Genomic DNA, 17,752 nt, shown 5'->3' with positions numbered 1-17,752 from the left:
TTATTGCCATGATTCTTCGTTGCAGATGATTGAGGTTTTTTCTTGTAGTTCAGTTAGGTTAATATCTATATCAAGCGGTTGGCTAGATGATAGGAACATTCTTCTTTTTTTGTTTTCTTTCCAAAGTAAAGCTAGCTGAGATAGGTCCATTGTTTCCTCCCATATGGACGGCAAAAATGCAACGCCTTTGTTTTTTACAGAAGTATTGGTAATGAAATCCTGAGAGCCTAAAACAATATCCGGCAAATGGTTTGTTGATTCTATTGAATTAATATCAGATGAAAAACGCAAAATGCCAAAAATATTGTAAAATTTAATGACATTGAAGAGAGGTTTATATATATCCTTACATTCCTCCCATAAAGCAGAATCCAATTGGCCTTCATTAATGAGGATTCCGTCAACCTTTGCGTCACCAAAGGCCTTACACAACCCAATCATTTCTTGGGTTATTTGTGAAGCCCTATTTTTCATTAAACCTATATCTGAAGTGATATCCTCTCCATAAAGGGTTTTAATAATAGTAACTGGACCAGATATCGTAGCGATTATAGGTAGTTCTTTCCCTTGAACTTTAACCAATCGTTCCACCACTTCTTTTACAACTGGTAATCTTCCGCTTTCCAAAAAGTCGGATGATAACAATTCCTGCGAGAATGGTACTTCTATTACCTTAGGCATTTCTTGATCCATCCATACGACGGTTCCTCCAAATGCTTCTGCCTCCAACGACGGGTCCAACGGTAAAATAATAGCATCGTAGCCAAGTAGTTTTTGAGTATTCACTAATGCTGAATAAAAGGTATTCGCATCTTGTAAGATTGAAGGAATTGAAACTTGATCCACTTTTGTTAAGTACGTCCCAACCAATGGGAGAAAAGGAGGTCGAGGGACAGCTCGACCTTTAAAAAATTTTTGAACTAATTCTTTTTTATCCATAGAACAACTCCTTATTATAAAAAGTTACATACGAACAATTTGTCGTAAAGGCTCTGCATTCGGCCAGCTTCCATAGTAAATCAGTGCTTCTTCAGGTGGTTGCTTTGAAGACCAATCCACCATAAATTCTTCGTAGCTTTTTCCTCTTCCTAAACGATCCTTTCTTTCCGCTTCTCTTAGCTTGTTTGTCTTTTCTTCATCTAAAGTTAGCGTTTCAGGATCGTAGGATACTTTGTAGATATTTTGGGCTACCCAATCTGAAATGAGTTCATCCTTTAAGTCCTTGATTACATTTTCCGGTTCACGATCAAGTACATCACCATAACCAGCACCACCAGTAGAATTTGCTACATAAATATCACCTTCACTAACAGGAGCGGCTGGGCGTGGTGCGCGCTCAACTACGTAATCTCCATCAATGGAGCGATTTTTCACGAGGTCCGTCGTGTTGACAGGAATATCTGCATCCCCATTTTTCATTTTCTCAAAGTAATTTGCATTTACAATCTTAATTCCAGGATGTGACGGAGGTGGATAACCGCCGAATAACCCTTGTGAGATTGGAACTTTATGATGTTTAATAATCGATTGGTACACTAAGAATGGAACGCCTTTTACAGCCCATGCCACATTTGTACCTGCTCCACCACGATATTTTCCAAAACCTCCTGAATCCTTCCAATGCTTAAAATATAAATGTACATGCGGCTGCTCATTCTCCATATCTTCTACATCCGGAGCTTTCCCCCACCATCCCCAAGGGAATCCAAAGGAGTTATCTCCATCACGATGTGTTCTGGCTCCACTACCTTCACTGTTTAGTACGTTTGCAAGCATATCAGCAAATGGAATGCCCCATTGGTTTTGTCCAGCAATTACAACAGCACAACCACCTGCACCATAACCACTTGTTGAAAGCTCTTTTACACCACTTGCATAAAGCATTTTTGCAAAGGCATTAGACGTTGTCGATAGTACACAGCTGTTTGTAATCGGTGAATTAGCTACGGAGGCATCGACATTCGCGTTTAAAAACGTACCTTGTGGAACAATTACCTTTATGGATGAGAATATACCAGATGATGTTGGTAAATCTGCAAAAGGTACACCAAATAAATAGATTGCTATATGGGCACGTACGATGTGCATAAAACTATTAAATGAACCATCATTCTCTGGTGACGAACCTGTAAAATCAAATGTGAGTGAGTCTCCCTCTTTAGTTAATGTTAGTTGACAACGCATCAATGAGTCGGTTGTTCCCATTGTATCCATGAAAGAAACCGAACGGTATACACCATCCTGCCAGCTTGAAATACGTTTACGAGCTCCTTCTTCTGCTACGATTAACATTTTCCTCATGACACCAACAACAAGATCTACTCCTTTTTTCTCAATGAGTTGTTGGACACGAACACGTAAACGGTCACATGCAGCAACACGTGCCTTGGTGTCAATGATTTGCATTCTTGGCGCCCTTGAAACCATGTTTGCCATCATATTTAACATGTCATTTCTAATTTGATAGTTTTCTCCAATTTTGATTGGTGGCAATTTCATCCCTTCATCTGCACGAGACTTCGCTGTTAGTGGCATACCACCTGGTTCAATCGCACCTGTTTCAGGTTGATGTACCGCTGCTGCCGCCCATGCAATAAGCTCACCTTCATGGAATATTGGCATAACCGCTACTTGGTCTGGATTATGAACCCCTCCATAAAGGGCCTCATTCGCATAGAATATATCGCCTTCATTAATCCCAATTGTAGGATCGTCCTTATAATGCTTAAGAATATATTTAATTCCAATTTGAGTAGTAACAGCGTGTAGGTAAACGCCGCAATAGGCCGCTACAAGGTCACCTTTAGCCGTATATAAACCTACGACTATATCCCCTGAGTGTAGCATAGAGGAAACTCCAATTTTTGTTAAGACTTCTTTTGCCTCAAGCACTAATTGGTTTAACTTTTCACTATATATCTCATATTCACCTGGCTTTAAACTATCAAGGGCCGTTTGCTCAAATTCATCTATTGGTTCTGGATGGATTCGTTCATTAATTCCGAAATCAATCACGCCGTTACCCCCTCAACCATTTTCTTTTCAATTAAACCATTTAAATATTGATCAACTGTATAAACAACATTAGGTGGTAAAACAACAGTTGTATGTGGTGATTCGATTAAGGCTGGCCCCTCAATTTTATTACCACTTCTTAAATCCTCTAGCTGATAAATGTTTGTATCTACAAATCCACCAAGTTCTGGCCAATATGCTTTTCGAGTTCCTTTGATGGCATGGCTTGCGTCTTCACCAGATTCTTCATTTTGAATAAAGTTAAATTTCTCCTGTGGAACGATTGCTTTTAAAACAACATTTTCAATTTCGACTCCGCCTTCAGGGTAAACCGCAATAGAGCTGTAAGCATTTGAGTATTCTTCTGTAAAACTATCCCAAAGATTTTGAACATCAACAGGACTATTTAAGAATATAGTTGGCGATAGGGCCCTCTTAATATTAAGTTGACCACCATATTTCATATCGAGCTCTAGTTGATATTGAATATCTTCCGGATTGAATCCTTCACCCGTAATATCTCGGATTGCTTTTTCCTGTAGATCTCGTACGACTGAATTAAGAGATTCATAGTCGGTTAAAAATTTCTTTGTTCCAGGTTCTAGTAGAATAATGTGTTTGGATTGTTCATAAATGTGCATGACGTCCATCATTGAAGATGAAAAGGCACAGAATACAGGTGATTGCTGTAAAACAACCGTTTTAGGAATATCTGCCTCAAACCCAAAACCTGCACCATGTACAGGACCGCCACCTCCTAAAGCAAACAGCACGAAATCTTTAGGGTCATTTCCTTGGAGAGATGTTTCTTTTTGGATAATATTTGCCATATTCCCGTCACAAACTTTTTTTATGAGATAAGCAGCTTCATAGACATCTACACCTAATGGCTTTGCAATTTTTTCTTCAATCACTTGTTTTGCTTTTTCAATATTTAGCGTTAGGTTTCCTCCATGAAAATAATCTGGATTTAGATAACCTAATACAAGGTCTGCGTCTGTCACCGTTGGTTCCGTCCCACCTTGATCATAGGCTACTGGCCCAGGAAAACTACCTGCACTTTGAGGACCAACTTCAAGTCGGCCTCCGAGCACATCATTAATCCATGCGATTGAGCCGCCACCTGTTCCAATCGATTTACTTTCTAACATTGTCATATCCACTAGCCAGCGATCGATAACCGGTTTAAATTGATAATTATTTGTTTCTCCGTCTACAACTAGCCCAATATCAAAGCTCGTGCCCCCCATATCCGTAACAACTATATTAGGATAGTCATATAATTTACCTATTTGATTACTTCCAATTATCCCAGCAACTGGCCCTCCATTATACGTATTTACTGCCGATGTACGAAACACCTCTGCCATTCCTCCAGTATTATGAACCATTAGAAGTGGATTCTTGTACCCTAAATCGCGTAGTTCATCTCCAATATTCGATAATTCTTCAGCCATCGCCTGGTGAAGATATGCGTTTAAGATCGCCATATTGGAGCGAGTATACTCATATCTCTTAGGCATAACTTCACTTGAAAGAACAACCGGCATATTCCCGAGGTAATACTCTGGATATTCTTCTTCAATGAGCTCCTTTATTCTTTTTTCATGAACAGGATTTTTAAACGACCATAAAGTAGATACAACAAAGCCCATTACTCCCTGATCAACTAGATATTGCAGTTTATCTTTAAAATCTTCTTCATCAAGTGGACGAATTATTTCCCCTGTATAATCAATTCGCTCTTTTACTCCCACAACATTTTCTCTCGGAATTAACGGAATCGGCTTGCTTACTTCGGCAATTTTCCTACTTTCTAATGAACTAATTCCATCTTGCCATTGGCTTCCCTTTCCGATATAAAGAATATCTTCATATCCCTCGGTTGTAATAAATCCAAGCTTTGGCCCTTTTCGTTCGATCAGTTTATTCATTGCAACTGTAGTAGAATAACGAATCATATCCGTTTCTTCCAATAGTTCGTCAAGCTCTAAGTCAAGGAGATCAGCTCCATTTTCAATAGCTTTAATAAAACCGACTGATAAATCATATCCAGTTGTTGGACTCTTAGAAATAACGGATTGATCTCCGTATCGAATAAAGCAATCTGTGAATGTTCCACCAATATCAATATCGATTGTTGCTCTAATTTTTGTTGTCATTTCTTTTTCCTCCTTTACACATTCTTAAATACTTTTTTCTGTCGACTTTCCTCTTCAATAGCTTTTTGTTTTAAAGATTCTAGGTCTATTTGAATGTCATGTGTAATCGGATGTCCAGGTGCTAAAACTTCTGTTTCTACCAACGTACCGCAGCCAGGACAATAAAATTCAACTAAACGAACCCAATTTGCATCAGGAGAAAATGTGTAATTCCCTTCTACATGTGGTTGATGAATCTCGCTTGGATCACGATCATAAATGAGGCAACCTTTCTTATAATTCTCATGAGCTGAATTCAATTCATAATCACATTTATCACATACCCAAACTTCCTTTTGTAAATCCACGGCAATATACTCAGTTATTTTTCTTCTCATCCTTACACCTCCATAATTCCGTTTAAATGTTGGTCCATACTAAACATTGCACCAAGCGGAACAACGATCGTTGTATTTGAGCTCTCTAGAACTGCAGGTCCTTCAATTTTATGACCAGGCTTTAACCCCTCAATGTCATAAATATTTGTATTGATTACATTCCCTTTCCAGTAAATAGGTCTTGTTGATTTCGGTTCTGGAATGGAATCAACCAGCTCTAGGGATGGCAACGCAAAATGAGAGACGCTTACAAAACTATTTAATCGAATAAATTCGATTGCGATTTTGTCGGTACCTAAATGCTTAGCGATTGATTGTAATTCCTCTTTCAGATACTGTTCATTTGTGCTATGAAAAACATCACTAGGTAAATAGAAAATATCTCTAACCTTTCCATCCTCTGAAGCAGCCTCTAAGGAAACTTCATATCGTATAGATTCAGGAGTAAATCCTTCTCCACGCATATCACGATGAGAGTGTTTTTTCATTTTTTCGAGACTAGCATTAGCATTAATAAGGAATTCTCCAATCTCTTGATTAGGACTAAATTGGAAATCGACACGATCCTGATACGTATGGGCAACATCAGCTGTTGATAAACCAAATGCGCTAAATACAGAACTGAAAGGGAATGTAAAAATCTTTTTAATCCCGCTCTTCCTAGCCATTCCAGCGGAAAATAGGCCTCCGCCGCCCCCGAATGAAAAGAGTTGAAAATCCTTTATATTTTTTCCTCTTTCATTAGAAAGCTGTTTTAGTGTGTCAGCACCAATTTGTTCGATTTTATCAACAATAAGTGTTGCCGCCTCTTCATTTGATATATTTAACGGTGTAGCAACCCATTTTTTTATAGCATCGATTGCTTTTTGCTTTGATATTTTTTTTGTTCCACCTAAGAAATAGTCAGGGTCAACGATACCAAGTACGACACATGCATCCGTTACGGTTGGTCTTGTTCCACCTAGCCCAAAACATGCTGGTCCAGGTACTGCCCCTGCACTTTCCGGTCCTAATTGAAGCTCTCCATTTTGAGTAACCTTAGCAACGGTTCCACCTCCACCACCGACCGATAAAACATGGATTAGAGGGGCGTGGACTGGAATTTCCGCAATGCTTGATTCTGTATCAAATGTAAGCTCTCCATTTGAAATTAATCCCACATCTGTACTAGTTCCTCCCACGTCCACGGACATGATATTATCCAGACCATACATTTCACCGATGTATCTTGTTCCCATTAATCCTGCGGCAGGACCGGAGTTGTACGTATCCAATGCCTTTGTTTTTGCGACACGCGCAACACCACCATTGGCGTGAGCGATTAATAATGGTTTTGTATAACCCTTTTGTCTTAACCCCTCATCCGCTTTATATAAATACTTCACCATATCACGATGAAGATAAGCATTAACTACAGCCGCATTTGTTCGAACCCCATTATCTGATCGTGAACTAATATCACTACCAAGTTGAATTGGTTTTGTTCCAAGATAATGCTTTGGAAAATCATCTTGGATAATCTTTCGAACGAGTTTCTCATTTTGATTGTTCGTATGAGCATTTTTTAAGCTGACAACAATTACTCTTGTACCTAGTTCTAATAGCTTTTTTGTTACTCGTCGTACTTCAGCTTCATTAACTTCTTTAACTACTTCTCCACTTTCTGATACTTCTTCATCAATGGAAACAATCATATCTTCTTGTACTAAAAAATTTAAAATTGGGTTTTTACCCTCTTGATACAACGAATCTGCATATCCTTTTGTAACAATTAAACCTAGCTTTGGTCCGGTTCTTTGGATAATTGAGTTTGTACCAACCGTTGTTGAAAGTCTTATAGTTTTCGTTTCTTTTAGGAAATCGCTTACATTTCCATGACCAAATCTTTTAGCACCTTCCATTATGCAATTATTAAAACAAACCGTTAAATCATGTGGCGTCGTTTCCACCTTCACTACTTCAAATCGATCTCCATAGGAAAAGAAGCCATCCGTAAAAGTTCCACCTGTATCAATATCTACAGTGTATTGTGCCATGTAAAACCCTCCCTATATATTAATTAATAGATTTCTTTTACATACTTTGTTTTCATTTCATAACGAGGTAAAGTACCTTCAGGAACTAATTGAATGTCGGCACGAAACATGAGTTTACCTCTTAATGTTACTTCTAATTCCTTTTTTAAATTTTGTAAATCCTCTTCAGAGTTCATTCCATGTTCCACTTTAATTTGCAATGGTGGTTCCACTGCAGGTCCCGGCTTTTCTAATAGGATTTGGATATCACCAGTTGTTTTAGGATAAAAACTACTCACAACATCTTTTATTGCTGTTGGAAAAACGTTCACGCCGCGAATGATTAGCATGTCATCTGTTCGACCGATGCATCGAATTCGAAAACTAGTACTGCCACATGAACATTTTCCGGTTTTTACTGAAATTAAATCTCTTGTACGGAATCTAAGTAGCGGAACACATTCTCTATCAATCGCAGAATAAACTAGTTCTCCTTCACTTCCATCTTCAAACGGTTTGACCTTACCAGTTTCTGGATCGATTAATTCACAGATAACATAATCTGGTGCAACAAAATGCATCCCGTCCCCTGCTGGACATTCTGAAAAAAGAACAGGGGCCATATCCGCATTTCCCATCGCTTCAAAAACTCGAGCTCCCCAATCTTGCTCAATCCTTTGTTTCACTTCTGGCAAACCGCCGCCTGGTTCCCCACCCGTACCAATTAGCTTAATTCCTAAGTCACGAGGATTCATATCAATTGAGCGTATATAATCCGCAAGATAATTTGCATAAGATGGTGTACATAAAAGTACATCAGGTTTTAAGTGTAAGGACGTGGTTACTAGTCGTTCAGAGGCTCCTGTTCCAATTGGAATAAAAGTAGCTCCTAATCTTTCAATTCCATCTTTTAAGGGAAGTCCACCAACGAAAAATGATAACCCCATTGCAAAGATAACTTTATGATGCGGTCTTACACCCGCTGTGTAATATACTCTAGATACAATATCTGTCCATACATCACTATCCTTTTTGGTGATCCCAACATATGTAGGCCTCCCAGTTGTACCAGATGAGGAGTGAATTCTTATAATTTTGTCAAAATCAATACATTGGTGTGTACCTAAATCAGAGGCGTTTTCTTGGCTTTTACGGATCTCAAACTTCTCCGTAAAGGGTAGCTTTTGTAAATCTTCAAGTGTCACAATTTCCATAGGGTGGATTCCTGCCTCATCTAATTTAGAAGCATACATTGGGGAATTTTGATACATATACTGGACTTGCTTGCGTAACTTTTCTTCTTGTAATAGCTTAAGTTTCTCAGGCGATATTTGTTCTTCAACTGATTTTTGATATGAGAACAAGATATACCTCCTTTCCTACTCGATAATTCTATATTTTTAGAATATTATGTGTACATTTTACAGGAAAGAAAACACTATAACCACGTTGTTTACCCACAAAAATAACCGGAATTTTTAACACATCTTTGTCTTCTAGAAACAAAAGATAGGTGATATGTCACAAAAAAAAATGACCATTATGTAAATAGTCATTTTCCTATACTTTGCTATACATCAAATGCTCTAGCCTTAATGCAAGAGATAGACTAAGTCTTACCTCGGAATCTGCTAGATCAAACCCAGTCATATCTGTTATTTTTTCAATCCGATACTTAAGTGTGTTTTGATGTACAAATAATTCTTCGGCAGCCCTCTTGATTTGACCATTATGCTTTAAATAGACTTCTAAGGTTTCTTTTATTTCTTTTGAATTTTTCAATTCATTTAGCTTCTTTAGATAAAGATTCGTGTATGCGCTTACGTTTCTTTCATCAAACATGACCATACTCGAAAGCAATGTCCAACTCCCACACGCTGGAAAATATCCGACATTCCCGAGATGCCTGATTCTAGGAAGAGCACTTAAGATTTGACTTGCCTGTTGATAGGAATGTTCAGTCAGCTCGATTGAATCTACAGATTCACCCACTCCTATGAATACCTCTAATTTCCTAGTCTTCGCATGTAAATCGAGATTCTTCTGTAGTACGTCTTGTAACTTGTAGCTTACATCTAGTATTTCATGTTCTGAATCATGTGAAACAAGAGCAACGATAGCCCCATCTTTGTAAATCTTACACGGATTCCCAACCAACTGTTCTATTTTTAATACGATTCTTTCAGATATTGTCTTAGAACTTAAGTTAATCCATTCGCCATTCTTATAGGCACCAATACGTACAATAGAAATCTTAGGTTTTAAGTTAATTTCCAATGTCTTCAATATGCTATAAGCTTCCTCTACTTTTTCCATATTACTAAATAGTAAACAATCAAAAAGCTGATTTATAAGGTACCTTTCAATTTCGATACGTTTATTTTTTGGTGTTCTTATATGAGACATCTCAAGAGCCGCATTTATTGTTAATCCTAATTGTTCTGATAAATCCATAAGCAAATGTAAATCATCTTGGGTAAAGTATCCATCATTTTTGTTGATAGCGTGCAGAATACCAATTCTTTTATTATCGACCACTAAGGGAACAGTAATGATTGATGTCGCTTTAAATAGTTTTACATAACTTTGGTTAAAACGCTTGTCTGATAGTGCATCGGATGTGATAGCTGGAACCCCAGTTAAAAAAACATCTCTTGCATTACTTTTTTCTGTCAGTGATACACGATACTGTTCAATTATTGAGTCTTGCCATGATCCAAATGCTGGTTTTTGCAGTCTCAGTTCCTTATGTTCAGGATCAAACAACATGATTCCTGCCATTTCCGAATTTAACAATTCTCCAACCTTTTGAACAATTTCGGCCAAAATTTCTTGAAATGAATATTGGTTAACAAGTTTTTGTAATTGAGTCATGAAGTTAAGACTTTTTGACTTTCTTTGCATAATCAAAAATAAGCGAGAGTTTTCAAGAATAATGGGAACTGATTGCATAAAGAAATTGACCATATTAATCTGTTTCTCTGAAAGTTCCTCTTCTTGGTGAGGAATAACGACTAAGACTCCTGAAAAAGTCTTTTGTCTTGCTATGGGGAAAAAGTAGGTAGATTGATCTTTTATGTATCTTAGAGTTTGAAGCTCAATTTGCTGAAATTTTTGCTGTGTCCGCTCAATTAATTCTTTTTTCTCCAATTTGTTCAGATTCTGACTTGATTGAGGGATTAATTGTTTTAAACTTTGGTCAAAAACAAAAAAGATCCCCTTTCCACCACCGACTAGTTTAATACTTTCTAATACAATGGCTTCAGTCAATAAATTCCATTCTTGTATACTGTGGAGATTTTCAATTCCCTTTTGAAGTAATTCAATCTGGTTTTCATTTAAGGTACTATTTTTCATTGAAATTAAAAACCACCTCCCGGCATTTATATTTATTTATAGCCTAAACAAATATGTACGAGGTGTCTCAGAAGATTATGATAATTATAAATTTATATCCTTTAGAAAAGAATGTCAATGCTTTAGTTGACAGGTCCCTTTCAAAATGGGTCGCAGGGACATGTCCCGTGTCCCAGGAAAAATATGGTGGGACGAGGGACCTGTCCCTCTGTCCCAGAGTGCTCCTCCTTATTTGAACCAATCCGCTTTCTCCATATTTACGAATGGGATATCTGTGTCAACTTCCCCTTCGATTTTTGCAATGGAAAAATCAGTGCCATTTAACCATTCTGCAAAGTTAAATATGGTGGGTTCTTGGTCTCCACCGAGTGCGCACCAGGCTTCAAGTTTCTTTGGAAAATAAGCTGAGGTATGTATGGTTCCGGCCCAACTTCCATAGAGCTTAGAGAAAACTCCTTTATCCGTATCATTTAAAAGTCGAAACGCCTCCAGCCCATTTAAATGATTTTTCTCTTCTATAGCCTGCAGCCTTTTGTTGGAATCATCTAGGACTCGGCGATTTTCTTCTGTTAGGATTTTAAAATGATTCGTACAAGTATATCCCCGCCGTACCTCTACTCTTCTTGGTGAAGTTTCCACAATAAATGGCATCTCACAGGTTGAATCGAATAAGACATAACTAAATGATCCGCGATGTGGAATTTCTTGTAACAACTGGACGGCCTCTTCTACATTGGAGCAAAGTTCAAGAATCAGTCTTCCAATCATATAACAAACAAATCCGTTCCCCGGACGTTTTCGATTCATAAAGGTATATCCCATCGTTAACCCATTCTCGTTGATGCCATCAGATCTGCCTGTAATTTTTTGTGTTAAACCAAGTGTTGCATAACCGCCATCTGTTGGTTGAAAAGTAACCAAACGGCCATCGTATGTCTTCGGATGGTAATCATAATTTCGAATCATATAATCTTCCCCAACTAATATTGAACAACCTGATGGTCGGATATTGAGCCTGTAGCCTCCAAATTCCATTAAGACCTTATCCAGTGACCATTTCAAAGCATCCTGCAGCCCCAGAAACTCATTCCAAATAAAAGGGGCCAACCGCTCAAATACTTGTTTCGTCTCATCAATGTCAATTTTAAATTGTGGTTTTCTCAGCTTCCACTGTTGCTCCCGATTCATCACCAAAAATGAATTCCTCAAAAGCTCCCCTTGCATAAAACCAAAATCATAATGACTACCCCGAAACTGAATCACATCCGCAAAAATTCTCTTCATATTTATTCCTCCTCATTGACATGCCCATTGTCTGTTTAAAATCCGGCAGGACAAGATATGTATCTTATTTTCCCATCTATCCCCTAAATAAAAAAGACTGCACTACAGAAACGTAAAAAAAGATCAAACCCTTTGGCTTGACCTTTTTTTTCGGGAGTTTACTTAATTTGATTGCTTAGGTTCTGCTAGTCTCAGGGACAGTTTCTCTGTCAGGTTTAAAGAGAAGCACAAGACTGTATAAACCACTTAATCCAACTAAACTGTATATAATCCTTGATAAAATGGAATCCTGGCCTCCAAAGATTGCAGCTACCAAATCAAATTGGAAAAACCCAATAAGTCCCCAATTTATTGCACCAATTATTACTAAAGCTAGAGCTAGACGTTGTAATCCATTCATATTTATCGCCCCTTAATTTTAGTAATAATAGGTTTTGCAATAAAAAATAAAAATATACACACATGTTCTATAAAAAGTTGCCTTAGTGCGCCTCTTTCTTCTCCTTCAATTTTATCCCGTGCTTTAGATAAGGAATAACTAATTTAATCATTTCTTCTGGACTAACACTATTCGGATTTCTTCTCCATTCTACGGAAGCCCCGTACATTCCCCAACTTAACATGACCGATGTAATTTTCAATGTATTTTCTTCATCTGTAGGTTGCTGTTTTTTTAACATTTTATAAAAAATGACTTCAAGCTGATCCCGGATAATACGTGCAATCGTATCTTCATAACCACGGTGACATCGATTTGATAATGACAGTTGAAAAGTAGTAATTGCTTTAAAGATACCTATAAATGTTTCTTCATTTAATTCACTTTGTTGATAGGACTCGCTATTTAAATTTATGAGCAAAACTTCAGATAAAACCTTTTCCAACAGATCATAAATATCCTCAAAATGATAATAAAAAGTTGCCCGATTAATCATGGCTTCCGTAGTGATGTCTTTTATCGTAATGTCTTTAAATTCCTTTTTCCCTGAAAGCTCAATGAATGAATCCATAATTAACTTTCGCGTACGTAAGACTCGCGGATCAGTTTTTTCTTGTGTCATTTCATTCTCCCCCTCCCACTTTTCCAACAATTTTTGTGATGTGTTGGATATCCGACAAATCAAGTCATCTATTGGTTTATATACTTTTCATTATCCACTATATTGAAAGTACAAAGCAAACAAATTGGGACGAAGGAGCTCGTCCCAGACTCAAAAAACAAAAAGTGAGGGATTTCATATGACAAACAACAATTTAATGTGTGATTTGGAAACTGGTATATGTGGTGTAGCAGGTGACGATGACATGGAAGTAATTGATTTTAACCAACCAAAGAAAACAATTGATTTATATTATGTGACAGATCCAATCTGCTCACATTGCTGGGCGCTTGAACCTACTTTTCGTCGTTTCAAAGAGCAATATGGACATTATTTCAATTTCCACACCGTCCTAGGTGGATTACTTGAAAAATGGCATAGCGGGCCTGTTGATCCGGCAAACGGAATTCATAGTCCTGCAGATGTTGCTGGCCATTGGAGAGAAGTTGGGGAATATTCACGTATGCCGATTGATGGATCATTGATGATTGACAATCCGGTCCAATCTTCCTTCCCACCATCTCGTGTGTATAAAATCATTCAAAAAAATCATGGTGATGACAAAGCAAATCAATACTTACGGCATGCTAGAGAAGAACTATTTGCCTTCAATAACAACATCGCTGAAAAATCTGTAATGATTGAAAATGTGAATCATTTAGGATTAGACGGAGAAGCAATCGTAAACGAAGCCGAATCGGAAGTTGGCCAACAATTATTAAATGAAGACTTTGCTCTTGCAGCAAAACTTGGTGCCAGAGGCTTTCCAACAATTATTATGGTGAATGAAGAAAATAAAGGGGTTAAAATTGTAGGTAGCCGTCCATTAGATTACTACGTTTCCGGACTATCGAAAATTACAGGTGAAGATACACTACAAGCAAATCAGCAACCTGCGCTTTCTGACTTGCTTGAAAAAGAAATTCTATTTGCAAAAGAAATTGAAGTTATGTACGATTTGGAACCTGCTGCACTTCAAGCATTCGTTAAGAACCAGTTAAAGCCAGGCACGTTTGAAGAAAAAGAACTCCTTGGCGAAAAATACTTTGTGAAAAAATAATGGGACACAGGGACAGGTACACTGTCCCAGAAAAAATTTGGGACGCGGGATCTGTCCCCGCGTCCCACTAATACGCCCTTTTACCACTGATCGTTCCCTCCATCGACATTTGTGCGTTCATTTCGACATAGAATAATAAAGCTGTTGTATCTGATACTGCAGTTATTATAGGTAGTGGCTCCTCTAAATCCGTAACAGCTTCCAGTTTTTCAATCTGAATGTCCCCAACAGCAAGCTCGCCAACTACAACATATAAAAATGGTAATAAACCTTGATAAACTGGTATTTCTAATTGCTCCCCTTGCCTCAGGTGTGCATCATGAATATAGACATTTTGTCTAATCTTTAGTGGCGCTTTACTTTCTTTAGGTCCTACCATGAGATACCAATCCCGGTTTCGGATGGGCTTTTCATGAAAATGAATCGTTGGTTCTAGATCGGTTTCATAAGGTCGAACAAAAATTTGGAGCATCTCGACATGATCATTTTTCACTTTTTCCTCATGCCAAAAGCTCCGACCAGCGCTCATCATCATTAAGTGACCAGTCGTTATTGGCACCTCTATACCCATTGAATCCTTATGATGCATTATGCCACACCATACATAACTTAAAATCTCATCGTTCACATGCTCATGCATCTTTATCGTTAATCCTTTTTTCATGACAGCATGATCAATGATACTTAATGGGCCGAACGCAAAATCTTTATTCTCCTCTAAAATATCGCCAGGCTGAATTCTTGTGATTGTAAATGGACCCTTGTATGGTTGCCAATGCTTCTCAGCAGAAAGTTTTTGTAACATTAGAAGGTCACCTTTTGTCTTTTTTTTATATTATAACAAACCCTGCTAATCGTTTCTTGTTCAGGACTTTCACCTTGCATATAATGGAAACTAAGTAATCCCTGAAAATTTTTTTAGCCCCGTATCTTTTTATACCCTTTTATTCGTTTATAAAGTAGAGACGCGCTGAAGGAGTGATTGTTTTGCATAGTAGGCTTTCTAATAAATCTGTGGATTTCAAAGGTCATGAGGATAATTTTTCTGAGGAACAGCTTGATGAACTATATCCTAAGCTTCGACGATATTGTCAATTTATGTCCCAAAACAGCTGGGATGGAGAAGATCTCGTTCAGGAATCTTTGATAAAGGCTTGGAACCATTACAAGCATAAGACTGTTTCAACAGCTTTGTTGAATAAGATTGCTCGAAATGAATGGATTGACACAATCCGCAAAAGAAGCAAAGAGTCACTTGAAGCTATTCCAGAACATGCTTACCATGAAACACCTCTGATTGAAGACCGGTTTGAAGCAGTTCAACAACTGATTCATAAGTTAACACCGAAACAAGCTGTTATGTTTGTTTTAAAAGAAGGATTCCAATTCCAACTATCTGAAATAGCCGAAATTCTAAAAATAAACGAAACGGCTGTTAAATCTGCAATCTATCGAGCGAAACAGAGAATGACTAACAATGAGGATAATGAAAATAACCCATTAATAAATATGTATTGGTCAGATCAAGACCGTGAGAAACTCAAAAAAGTATTTCATGAATCCTTTAGGACTCAAGATCCATCCATCATAATCAAGACTATTCCTTTTATCCATTCAATCACCAAAAATTCAAGTCCTACTTGCATGAAGCATAAATCAGGTCTCTACAAACTTCCTTCAAGCACTGTCTCTATGGCTGCATAATAAGATGCAAGCGAATAAGGAGGAAAATAAGATGAATTCGATACCATATGTAATTGAACAATCCAGTCGTGGGGAACGATCATATGATATTTACTCGCGGTTATTAAAAGATCGTATTATTTTGATTGGTGACGAAATAAATGATGCTGTTGCAAATAGTGTCGTTGCGCAGCTATTATTTTTAGCCGCTGATGATCCTGAAAAGGATATTTCTCTCTATATTAACAGTCCTGGAGGTTCAACAACTGCTGGTTTTGCCATCTTTGATACGATGCAATATATCAAACCAGATATCAGGACCATTTGTACAGGTATGGCTGCATCCTTTGGTGCTATGCTTTTGCTAGCCGGAACAAAAGGGAAAAGATTTGCCCTTCCAAATAGTGAAATCATGATTCATCAACCACTAGGTGGAGCACGTGGGCAAGCCACTGAAATTGAGATCTCTGCAAAACGAATTCTTAAGCTTCGAGAACATATCAATCAAACCATTTCGGAACGCACAGGTCAACCTGTTGAGAAGGTAGCAAAAGATACAGACCGTGACTATTTCATGAGCGCCCAAGAAGCGAAAGAATACGGGATTATTGATGAAATAATTAAATGACTCTAGATTGATGCAATTCCCCACTTAAAGTGCCCCAACCAATGATTTATTGGTTGGGGTTTAAAACTGAAACTAATAATCTGATGCATTACATTTAGTTCCTATACTGTTTTAAGTTGTTTTTCATTAAATCTTCCATTCCCCCATCATCAATTTCTGCATCATCCCATTGGTGACCAAAAAAACGATCAGTACTTTCAATTAAAAAATTTAATTCAAACCACTTTTCTTGTTTGATTAGATTAACTATATACGCTAATCTATTAACCATAAATTTATTTAGCTTTTTCATATCTTCTTCAGTTATATTTTTTTCTCTATCAGCATGCATGTCCTCTATTGGACCATTACGAAAAGCAAAATGAGTAATTGCTTTTGCTATTTTTGTCAGATTATCCTTGCTCAATAATTCATGTTTTGCCTTTTCTTGTACTTCTTCCGGAATATTATTTATTAAGTCGTCGATTATGGAATTCCGAATTGTTATACCATTTTTTCTTCGCAGATATGTTATTTTAGTTGGCTTTACATCAAATAGATTCGCTATCATATTATCTGTTTTTTCCTCTTCAATAAACAATATTCTAAGTACTTCCGGAGTTAATTCATTTATATCTATCCTTTCACAATTACTTTTCCTCACTTCAAATTCCTCATAAAGCCCCATAGTATAAGCTCCTTTATATTAGTGCTGAAAAAGTCCATTATTGTTATTATTGTCTTATTTTTAAAAAAGCGAACACTTCTAGTAGTATTCGCTTCAAAAATTATCTCAAATGTATTTGTTAGAATTGGACAATATAAATAAACTCTACCATTGCTCTGCCGTCGGTAAAATATTGCCACGCTAAATTGAAGTAAATTTGAACTGTCCGAATTTTCCTTACTTTCGGACTCGACGACGACTGTTCCTACTCTTCCTGTCCGAATTCTCCTTACTTTCGGACTCGATGATGACTGTTTCTCCTCACCCTGTCCAAATTCTCCTTGCTTTCGGACTCGACGACGGCGGTTCCTCCTTACCCTGTCCGAATTCTCCTTGCTTTCGGACTCGACGATGGCGGTTCCTAC

General features: G+C 37.5%; 15 protein-coding genes. 3 read left to right on the top strand and 12 right to left on the bottom strand.

Features of this window, described 5'->3' with window-relative positions; translation table 11 throughout:
- The 10 genes from AC6CHV_RS21030 to AC6CHV_RS20985 form a co-directional block, all read right to left on the bottom strand.
- On the bottom strand, nt 1-939 hold the full coding sequence (locus tag AC6CHV_RS21030; RefSeq protein ID WP_341332633.1) for a uroporphyrinogen decarboxylase family protein: 939 nt from the start codon (nt 937-939) through the stop codon (nt 1-3).
- A gap of 24 nt (nt 940-963) precedes the next feature.
- The gene (locus AC6CHV_RS21025; protein WP_121448851.1) at nt 964-3,015 is read right to left on the bottom strand and encodes a hydantoinase B/oxoprolinase family protein; all 2,052 of its coding nucleotides are present in this window, start codon (nt 3,013-3,015) and stop codon (nt 964-966) included.
- A complete protein-coding gene (locus AC6CHV_RS21020; protein ID WP_341332634.1) occupies nt 3,012-5,177 on the bottom strand; it encodes a hydantoinase/oxoprolinase family protein in 2,166 nt (721 codons plus the stop codon). Before AC6CHV_RS21020 ends, AC6CHV_RS21025 begins: the two co-directional genes overlap by 4 nt.
- Before the next feature lie 14 nt (nt 5,178-5,191).
- Nucleotides 5,192-5,554 (bottom strand): acetone carboxylase subunit gamma, encoded by a 363-nt coding sequence (locus tag AC6CHV_RS21015; protein WP_341332635.1) that lies wholly within the window; start codon nt 5,552-5,554, stop codon nt 5,192-5,194.
- A gap of 2 nt (nt 5,555-5,556) precedes the next feature.
- Nucleotides 5,557-7,590: a hydantoinase/oxoprolinase family protein gene (locus AC6CHV_RS21010; protein WP_341332636.1), complete on the bottom strand. Its 2,034-nt coding sequence runs from the start codon at nt 7,588-7,590 to the stop codon at nt 5,557-5,559.
- 23 nt (nt 7,591-7,613) lie between these two features.
- Nucleotides 7,614-8,933, bottom strand: coding sequence for a phenylacetate--CoA ligase family protein (locus AC6CHV_RS21005; protein ID WP_341332637.1), 1,320 nt, complete (start codon nt 8,931-8,933; stop codon nt 7,614-7,616).
- Between the two features lie 196 nt (nt 8,934-9,129).
- A complete protein-coding gene (locus AC6CHV_RS21000) occupies nt 9,130-10,926 on the bottom strand; it encodes a helix-turn-helix domain-containing protein (protein WP_341332638.1) in 1,797 nt (598 codons plus the stop codon).
- Between the two features lie 228 nt (nt 10,927-11,154).
- The gene (locus tag AC6CHV_RS20995; RefSeq protein ID WP_341332639.1) at nt 11,155-12,210 is read right to left on the bottom strand and encodes a C45 family autoproteolytic acyltransferase/hydrolase; all 1,056 of its coding nucleotides are present in this window, start codon (nt 12,208-12,210) and stop codon (nt 11,155-11,157) included.
- A 175-nt stretch (nt 12,211-12,385) separates the two neighbouring features.
- Nucleotides 12,386-12,610: a DUF378 domain-containing protein gene (locus AC6CHV_RS20990; protein ID WP_121448858.1), complete on the bottom strand. Its 225-nt coding sequence runs from the start codon at nt 12,608-12,610 to the stop codon at nt 12,386-12,388.
- Between the two features lie 82 nt (nt 12,611-12,692).
- Nucleotides 12,693-13,271: a TetR/AcrR family transcriptional regulator gene (locus AC6CHV_RS20985; RefSeq protein ID WP_341332640.1), complete on the bottom strand. Its 579-nt coding sequence runs from the start codon at nt 13,269-13,271 to the stop codon at nt 12,693-12,695.
- 178 nt (nt 13,272-13,449) lie between these two features.
- Here AC6CHV_RS20985 and AC6CHV_RS20980 point away from each other — a divergent pair, with 178 nt between their 5' ends.
- Nucleotides 13,450-14,370: a DsbA family protein gene (locus AC6CHV_RS20980; protein WP_341332641.1), complete on the top strand. Its 921-nt coding sequence runs from the start codon at nt 13,450-13,452 to the stop codon at nt 14,368-14,370.
- A 67-nt stretch (nt 14,371-14,437) separates the two neighbouring features.
- Here the strand turns inward: AC6CHV_RS20980 and AC6CHV_RS20975 are convergent, their stop codons facing one another.
- Nucleotides 14,438-15,175 carry a pirin family protein gene (locus AC6CHV_RS20975; protein WP_341332642.1) on the bottom strand — a complete coding sequence of 246 codons (738 nt, stop codon included), beginning with the start codon at nt 15,173-15,175 and terminating at the stop codon, nt 14,438-14,440.
- 182 nt (nt 15,176-15,357) lie between these two features.
- On the opposite strand from AC6CHV_RS20975, the gene AC6CHV_RS20970 reads away from it, so the two are divergent.
- Entirely contained in the window at nt 15,358-16,074 is a 717-nt protein-coding gene (locus AC6CHV_RS20970) for a sigma-70 family RNA polymerase sigma factor (RefSeq protein ID WP_341332643.1), read from the top strand.
- A 4-nt stretch (nt 16,075-16,078) separates the two neighbouring features.
- Nucleotides 16,079-16,681, top strand: a complete 603-nt coding sequence (gene clpP, locus AC6CHV_RS20965) for an ATP-dependent Clp endopeptidase proteolytic subunit ClpP (protein WP_341332644.1) — start codon at nt 16,079-16,081, stop codon at nt 16,679-16,681.
- A gap of 94 nt (nt 16,682-16,775) precedes the next feature.
- On the opposite strand, the gene AC6CHV_RS20960 is transcribed toward clpP, so the two are convergent.
- Nucleotides 16,776-17,348, bottom strand: a complete 573-nt coding sequence (locus AC6CHV_RS20960; RefSeq protein ID WP_341332645.1) for a hypothetical protein — start codon at nt 17,346-17,348, stop codon at nt 16,776-16,778.
- Between the last annotated feature and the right edge of the window lie 404 nt (nt 17,349-17,752).

The sequence above is a fragment of the Ferdinandcohnia sp. GQ5 genome (assembly GCF_059759275.1).
Note: the sequence above shows the minus strand (reverse complement) of the source record. Positions and strands in the feature narration are given on the sequence as shown.

What these genes read in the sequence shown, in the direction of transcription:
- AC6CHV_RS21030 (WP_341332633.1), bottom strand. Translation starts at nt 939, where the DNA reads ATGGATAAAAAAGAATTAGTTCAAAAATTTTTTAAAGGTCGAGCTGTC.
- AC6CHV_RS21020 (WP_341332634.1), bottom strand. Translation starts at nt 5,177, where the DNA reads ATGACAACAAAAATTAGAGCAACAATCGATATTGATATTGGTGGAACA.
- AC6CHV_RS21015 (WP_341332635.1), bottom strand. Translation starts at nt 5,554, where the DNA reads ATGAGAAGAAAAATAACTGAGTATATTGCCGTGGATTTACAAAAGGAA.
- AC6CHV_RS21010 (WP_341332636.1), bottom strand. Translation starts at nt 7,590, where the DNA reads ATGGCACAATACACTGTAGATATTGATACAGGTGGAACTTTTACGGAT.
- AC6CHV_RS21000 (WP_341332638.1), bottom strand. Translation starts at nt 10,926, where the DNA reads ATGAAAAATAGTACCTTAAATGAAAACCAGATTGAATTACTTCAAAAG.
- AC6CHV_RS20995 (WP_341332639.1), bottom strand. Translation starts at nt 12,210, where the DNA reads ATGAAGAGAATTTTTGCGGATGTGATTCAGTTTCGGGGTAGTCATTAT.
- AC6CHV_RS20990 (WP_121448858.1), bottom strand. Translation starts at nt 12,610, where the DNA reads ATGAATGGATTACAACGTCTAGCTCTAGCTTTAGTAATAATTGGTGCA.
- AC6CHV_RS20985 (WP_341332640.1), bottom strand. Translation starts at nt 13,271, where the DNA reads ATGACACAAGAAAAAACTGATCCGCGAGTCTTACGTACGCGAAAGTTA.
- AC6CHV_RS20980 (WP_341332641.1), top strand. Translation starts at nt 13,450, where the DNA reads ATGACAAACAACAATTTAATGTGTGATTTGGAAACTGGTATATGTGGT.
- AC6CHV_RS20975 (WP_341332642.1), bottom strand. Translation starts at nt 15,175, where the DNA reads ATGTTACAAAAACTTTCTGCTGAGAAGCATTGGCAACCATACAAGGGT.
- clpP (WP_341332644.1), top strand. Translation starts at nt 16,079, where the DNA reads ATGCAAGCGAATAAGGAGGAAAATAAGATGAATTCGATACCATATGTA.
- AC6CHV_RS20960 (WP_341332645.1), bottom strand. Translation starts at nt 17,348, where the DNA reads ATGGGGCTTTATGAGGAATTTGAAGTGAGGAAAAGTAATTGTGAAAGG.